At 33.5% G+C, this 6,050-nt stretch carries 8 protein-coding genes; 4 read left to right on the top strand and 4 right to left on the bottom strand.

Going from position 1 to position 6,050, the window contains the following annotated elements; all coding sequences use genetic code 11:
- The 4 genes from B0E44_RS15670 to B0E44_RS15655 form a co-directional block, all read left to right on the top strand.
- On the top strand, nt 1-1,261 hold a 1,261-nt coding region (locus B0E44_RS15670; RefSeq protein ID WP_131828090.1), incomplete at its 5' end, for a COR domain-containing protein.
- Between the two features lie 203 nt (nt 1,262-1,464).
- Nucleotides 1,465-1,914 carry an SRPBCC family protein gene (locus B0E44_RS15665; RefSeq protein WP_077377374.1) on the top strand — a complete coding sequence of 150 codons (450 nt, stop codon included), beginning with the start codon at nt 1,465-1,467 and terminating at the stop codon, nt 1,912-1,914.
- A gap of 235 nt (nt 1,915-2,149) precedes the next feature.
- Nucleotides 2,150-2,557, top strand: coding sequence for a VOC family protein (locus B0E44_RS15660; protein WP_077377380.1), 408 nt, complete (start codon nt 2,150-2,152; stop codon nt 2,555-2,557).
- Nucleotides 2,558-2,606: 49 nt separating this feature from the next.
- On the top strand, nt 2,607-2,804 hold the full coding sequence (locus B0E44_RS15655; RefSeq protein ID WP_077377371.1) for a YqaE/Pmp3 family membrane protein: 198 nt from the start codon (nt 2,607-2,609) through the stop codon (nt 2,802-2,804).
- Between the two features lie 283 nt (nt 2,805-3,087).
- Here the strand turns inward: B0E44_RS15655 and B0E44_RS15650 are convergent, their stop codons facing one another.
- The 4 genes from B0E44_RS15650 to B0E44_RS15635 all read right to left on the bottom strand — a co-directional run bounded on the left by B0E44_RS15650 (nt 3,088) and on the right by B0E44_RS15635 (nt 5,962).
- The gene (locus tag B0E44_RS15650) at nt 3,088-3,471 is read right to left on the bottom strand and encodes a DUF3037 domain-containing protein (protein WP_077377368.1); all 384 of its coding nucleotides are present in this window, start codon (nt 3,469-3,471) and stop codon (nt 3,088-3,090) included.
- Complete coding sequence (locus B0E44_RS15645) at nt 3,449-4,243, bottom strand: HipA family kinase (RefSeq protein ID WP_077377365.1); 795 nt, start codon at nt 4,241-4,243, stop codon at nt 3,449-3,451. The genes B0E44_RS15650 and B0E44_RS15645 overlap by 23 nt, the downstream gene beginning before the upstream one ends.
- 138 nt (nt 4,244-4,381) lie before the next feature.
- The gene (locus tag B0E44_RS15640) at nt 4,382-5,230 is read right to left on the bottom strand and encodes an NAD(P)H-hydrate dehydratase (RefSeq protein WP_077377362.1); all 849 of its coding nucleotides are present in this window, start codon (nt 5,228-5,230) and stop codon (nt 4,382-4,384) included.
- 135 nt (nt 5,231-5,365) lie between these two features.
- Nucleotides 5,366-5,962 carry a hypothetical protein gene (locus tag B0E44_RS15635; RefSeq protein WP_077377377.1) on the bottom strand — a complete coding sequence of 199 codons (597 nt, stop codon included), beginning with the start codon at nt 5,960-5,962 and terminating at the stop codon, nt 5,366-5,368.
- Between the last annotated feature and the right edge of the window lie 88 nt (nt 5,963-6,050).

Below are 6,050 nucleotides of genomic sequence, written 5' to 3'. Positions count from 1 at the left end.
CAATTATACAAATGAAACAAATAAAAAAAATCTTCTTAAACAGTTAGATAAAATTGGTTCAATAGTTTTTTTTGACAAACCAATATTAAATGATTTACAAGTTCTAAATCCTGATTGGATAACAACAGGTGCCTATTCAGTTATAACATCTGAAATAACAAGAAATAAAAAAGGACATTTAAATTATAATAACTTGAAAGAAATTTTCAAAGATGAAAAATGTCTTTTTGCGAATGAAAGAATCAAATTAAAATATAAAGAAAAAGACTTTCAATTCATTTTGGCATTAATGACTGATTATGATTTATGTGTCCCTAATCCATTTGAAAAAGATGAATACTTAGTGCCGTGTGCTTTTGAAGGTGAAAAACCTCTAGAATTTGATAAGTACAAAAGAGAAAGCAGACAGTATCGATTTCAATTCGAATCTTCATTCGAAATGTTAATTATATATCGTTTTATGGCACGCAACATTTCAAAATGTATTAAAAATGGCTACTGGCAATCTGGCATAGTTATTAAAGATCAACATAGTGATACATTTGCTCTTGTAGAAACAAATCAACATTCAAAAATAATTGATTTTTGGATAAAAGGGGATAATATTAGAGGATTATGGGAAGTGTTACGAAGAGATATTAAAGATATTAATTCTAAATATTCATTAAAATATAAAGAAGAAATATTATATTCTTCAAAAGAAAATAGAACACCAGTCTTTTTGTCTTATGACGAAATGATTGATAGTTTAAGAAATGGTGTTAGTACAATTGCCTATCATCCAACATATAGAATACGTAATATTGATGTATTAAAAGTAATAGATAATTTTGAAGATTCACAAAAAATAATAAATGCAATGAGTAAAGAAGGACAAGTTTTCAATGTTAAAGGTGATTTTATTACTACTGGACAGACACAAATTGGCGGTAAAAATAATGTCCAAAACAACTATATAAATACTTATGCAAATAACACTCAGATTCAAGAGTTAAAAGATATTTTAGAAGATTTTGAAGATGTATCAAAAGATAATAAAGAATGGCAAGAAAACTTTAGTAATGCTTTGAAGGAATTGTATCGTTTAGAAGAAGCTAATGATCAAATTGATGAAAAGAAATCTATATCTAAACTGCAAAAGTTTTTTAACAAAGCTAAAGAAATTAAAGATTGGGTAGCTATAAGTGTTCTTCCTGCAGAAATAGCTACAAAAGGAGAAAAAATGATTGAATTATGCGAAAAATTATTTACTTCTTTCTAAATGATTTAGTTTTAAACTAGCTGTTAATTTCTTAATAACGACAGGTAAAATCCATGTCAATTAAGTTTTATCTCTATTAGCTTAGATATTCTGAAGGTTTTGGGGATCATTGTAAAACGACACACATCAACCGAAAAAAATTTTACCAAACAGAAAAATTTAATCCAAAAAACATTAAATTTAACTCTCTAAAAAAGAACAACATGGCAACTAATAAAGTTACGCTTCACAGAGTTTTTTCCGCACCTGTTGAGAAAGTTTATAAAGCATTCACAGATGCGGATGCGATGGCGTCTTGGTTTCCGCCTTATGGTTTTGTCTGCAAAGTACATAGTATGGATTTCCAAATTGGCGGAAAATACAAAATGTCGTTTACGAATTTTACTACAGGTAGTAGTGATTCCTTTGGTGGCGAATATTTAGAAATTGTACCTAATGAACGATTAAAATACACAGACGAATTTGACGACCCAAATTTACCGGGACAAATGATCACAACAATCGAACTGCGAAAAGTACTATGCGGTACAGAACTTTTTGCAACACAGGAAGGAATACCTGATGCAATACCAACAGAAATGTGTTATTTAGGCTGGCAGGAATCGCTTGACAAATTAAAACGTTTGGTAGAACCGAATATCCCGGATGCTTAACTAAGTAGTAAAAAAACTCATTGGGTTTAATTATTTTTAAACATATAGAAACATAGAATTTGTAATTTTTTAAAAAGAGTTTGATAGACGTTTTACTTTTCACATAGTTAATCTATGTGAAAAATGTTGCTATTTCTATTCATTCTTTAATGATTTGATATTAAATCTATGTGTCTATGTGTTTAACTTTATATTCAAACAGAAATACATTCAACAAGAATTAAAAACTAAAAAAATGGCAAAACAAATTTTCATCAATTTAGCAGTAACTGATTTGCAAAAATCTATGGCCTTTTATACTGCATTAGGCTTTACAAACAATCCTCAATTTTCGGACGACACCGGAAAATGTATGGTTTGGTGTGAAAGCATTTATGTAATGCTTTTGACACACGAAAAGTTTTTAAGCTTTACTGCCAAACCTATTGCAGACACAAAATCTAACATAGCGGGACTTTTTTCATTATCGACTGAAAGTGTTGATGAAGTGAACAGTATTATGACAAATGGGCTAAACGCAGGCGGAATAGAGCCAAGCGAAATGAAAGATTACGGTTTTATGCAAATGCGTACTATCGAAGATTTTGACGGACACACTTGGGAATTTTTCTATATGGATATGTCAAAAATTCCAGCAGAATAGTAAAAGGAACTATAAACAAATAACTGATTTTCAGACACCCTGAAATACTATGACATTAATTGCAATATTTTTTCCGTTTGTTTCTTTCTTTTTGAGAGGAAGAATACTCACCTCTATTCTCTGCCTGATTTTACAAATTACTTTAATTGGCTGGATTCCAGCAGCAGTTTGGGCTGTTATTTCATTACAAAACTCAAGAGCTGATAAACGCAACAAAATGCTGATTAAAGCTTTGAAAGTAAAATAGCTAAAAAGTTGTGAAAAGATATACTTTCCAGGAAATTATTAAACAGATTCTTTTATAAAAAATAATCTTCTTCATTATTGATTGGGTTCGCGTAAGGGATTACTTCACATTATAATTATTTTTATTGGAGTTCAGTGAATTTCATTTGCGGCGATATCCTTTATTTTTTTTCTTTAAAAAAATAAAGATAAAGCCAAAAGCCCGACCCCAAAGTAGCAGATTGATGAATCAAAAACGAAATTTTCTGCTTTGGGGTTACGCCCATATTATAAAACAGTAGGAATTACAAAACCAATTCTTCAAACAAACATTGAATCGTTTTATCCAAATCTGTTGACAAACCCGAATGTGGTCTGGAAGTCTGTATCGCCGAACTTCGGATAGCGGTCAACCAACGAAAACGAGACGGGATATCGAACTCACCAATAGGCCCGCTGGCTTTGTCTCCGTGAGCAATTTTCTGAAAGGATTCTAAATTCGATTCGAGTTGTTCCAAATCAAAATCTTCCGAGAACAACAGCAATTTTGCTTCATTAACAGAATAGAGCATTTTTATATATTTTGCTTTTTTGCAAAACAGAATAACGCCAACATTCAGGAATTCTTCGCGTTCTACCCTAGGCACAACACGAATAACGGCATATTCATATAAGTTTTTCTCTTGCATTTTGGGCTTCATTTATAAAAATTTCTGAATGGTTCAATCTTGTCCATAAAAACTGAAAATATACATCTCTAATTTCGTCTGGGGTTTGCTCGGTGTCTTCCCAATGGAGCCAATCTTCCGGAATATAATCGACAATATCCTGTAATATTTCTTTGGTGAGTAACTTTCTAAAAGCAAGATCTGTTGCTAACAATTCGCTGGCTTGAGGCAGTAACACATGGTCTTTTATCAGAGCAAAAGGACTTTTAGCATGCGTTTCCCAAGTATTCCAAGAATGATGGAAATATAATGACGCTCCATGATCAATGAGCCACAATTCTTTGTGCCAAATAAGCATATTGGTATTCCTAAACGTACGATCTACATTGGTAATAAAGGCATCCAACCAAACGATTTGCGAGGCCAAGTCCGCAGGCAATTTTGTCACCACAGGATCAAAAGTAATAGCTCCCGACAAAAAATGCAAGGCTAGATTCAGTCCCTGACTGCCTTGTAATAAATCTTGAATTTCTTCATCACCTTCGGTGCGACCAAAGGCTTCGTCGAGATTGGCAAACACCAATTCTGGCATTTTCAATTTTAAAACTCTGGCGATTTCTCCACCTATGAGTTCGGCAATCAAGGCCTTTACGCCATGTCCCGCACCTCTAAATTTCAAAACATATTTAAAATCATCATCCGCTTCTGCAAGAGCGGGCAACGAACCACCTTCACGCAGCGGCGAAATATAGCGCGTAACATTTACAGTTCTTAATTCAAGTGGTTTCTTCATATAACAATTTTACGAACTACAAACTTACAAATAACTATTTTCTTTAAGACGCTAAGCTACTAAGAAACTAAGATGCTAAGATTTTACTAGACAGTTCAAATCCTTAAACAATTTAAACTTTTAAACAATCTCAAACACTTAACCCTCCAAACTCAAATAGGCTTTCCCAATATTTTCAATAATCGACGAAGCTATAAAAGACTGATAACCTGTTTCTGGCAAAGCAATGTCGGCAGTCAAACCGTGAAGGTACACGCCCAATATAGCCGCATCAACAGCTTTGTAGGATTGTGCCAAAAGACTCGTAATAATCCCTGTCAGGACATCCCCGCTTCCGGCTGTGGCCAAAGCAGCGTTACCTGTGGTATTTTCATAAATCATTTCGCCGTCAACAATGTAAGTTGGTGCGCCTTTCATCACAATCACAACTTGATTCACAAGCGAAAAAACGACGGTTTTACCAAACTTCTCCTCCTCAGTATACCATTTCCCAATCAGTCGTTCTAATTCTTTTGGATGTGGAGTCAAAATAGTTCTGGGAGAAACCAAGGCTACCCAAGACGGGTTATGAGATAAAATATTTAGGGCATCGGCATCAATAACCAACGGAAGACTTGTATTTGACAAAAAATCGTGAAGTGCTTTTTGTGTTGCCATTTTCTGTCCCATTCCAGGGCCAATACCTATCGCATCGACATCCAAATTCAAAGCAATCTCCGAAATATATTTTTCGTGATCATCCGTCACCACCATCGCTTCTGGAATAGAGATTTGCACAATTTCATACCCACATTGCGGAACAAAAGCTGTCACCAATCCACAACCCGTTTTCAGTGCAGCTTTCGAAGCCAAACATACAGCTCCAATCTTTCCATAACTTCCGCCAATAAGCAAAACATGACCCTGAATGCCTTTGTGAGTGTATTTGTCAATGGTTTTGTAGCGTTTTAGAATTTCATTTCGGTCAATGGTTATTGGAGTATTCATCGGATTGAATTTTCTATTAAAAGTACAAAATTTTAAAGTTTCAAACTCTAAAAACTATCAAGGCAAACACATAAGCTAAAAAAATCAACTCATGTGTTTGCCCTGTATAATTATGTTTTGCAATAGTATGGAATACTATTCCTTAATAATTATTATGGACGCTTTATAACCTGTGCCCACATTCCATTGGTCTGCCATAACGGCAACTCCTTTATCATCGTAAACCTCAAATTCAGCAGTATTGGGTGAAGCGAAGCCTTCATTCAAAGCTTCAATATCAATCCTATTAACACCTTTTTCCAATTTTATTTCAAAACCTTTGAACTCACCTTCCATAACAACTTCAGGTTCAATGACTTTATTATTCAAATATATTTTTACTTTGTCTCCGTCAAGAAATGCAGCGTCACGGTAATTAATTTTAGAGGTCAAAGATTTAGTTTTGAAACTGCCCAAATATTGATTTTGTCTATAATAAATCCCCTCTGTATTTGCCGCTTTTTTATATAAATAAGGATTATTAAAAAGCTCTTTTGGATCAACTGCTAAGGAATCTATTTTTTTTACGACAGCCGGTGGCATAACTTTTGGTGAAACTTCTTTTGGAGGAATCTCTTTTTCCTTTTTGGTTTCTTTCGGCGGAATTGGTTTGTATTTAGCACTGAATTCTTCCTGGGCATATCCACTTAAGGACATTCCAATCATAACAACAAAAAACAATATCCTTTTCATATATGTAAAATTATTTATTAGTGTCCCAATTGTTATATTTTTAATTAATTTGAATATTTTCAAAACCATTTAACAAATACAATCAGAC

It is taken from the genome of Flavobacterium sp. A45 (assembly GCF_002001005.1).
GTDB lineage: Bacteria > Bacteroidota > Bacteroidia > Flavobacteriales > Flavobacteriaceae > Flavobacterium.
This window is presented reverse-complemented; position numbering and strand designations above follow the sequence as displayed.

Coding starts and splice junctions, on each gene's coding strand:
- B0E44_RS15645 (WP_077377365.1), bottom strand. CDS start 4,243: ATGAAGAAACCACTTGAATTAAGAACTGTAAATGTTACGCGCTATATT.
- B0E44_RS15660 (WP_077377380.1), top strand. CDS start 2,150: ATGGCAAAACAAATTTTCATCAATTTAGCAGTAACTGATTTGCAAAAA.
- B0E44_RS15665 (WP_077377374.1), top strand. CDS start 1,465: ATGGCAACTAATAAAGTTACGCTTCACAGAGTTTTTTCCGCACCTGTT.
- B0E44_RS15655 (WP_077377371.1), top strand. CDS start 2,607: ATGACATTAATTGCAATATTTTTTCCGTTTGTTTCTTTCTTTTTGAGA.
- B0E44_RS15640 (WP_077377362.1), bottom strand. CDS start 5,230: ATGAATACTCCAATAACCATTGACCGAAATGAAATTCTAAAACGCTAC.
- B0E44_RS15650 (WP_077377368.1), bottom strand. CDS start 3,471: ATGCAAGAGAAAAACTTATATGAATATGCCGTTATTCGTGTTGTGCCT.
- B0E44_RS15635 (WP_077377377.1), bottom strand. CDS start 5,962: ATGAAAAGGATATTGTTTTTTGTTGTTATGATTGGAATGTCCTTAAGT.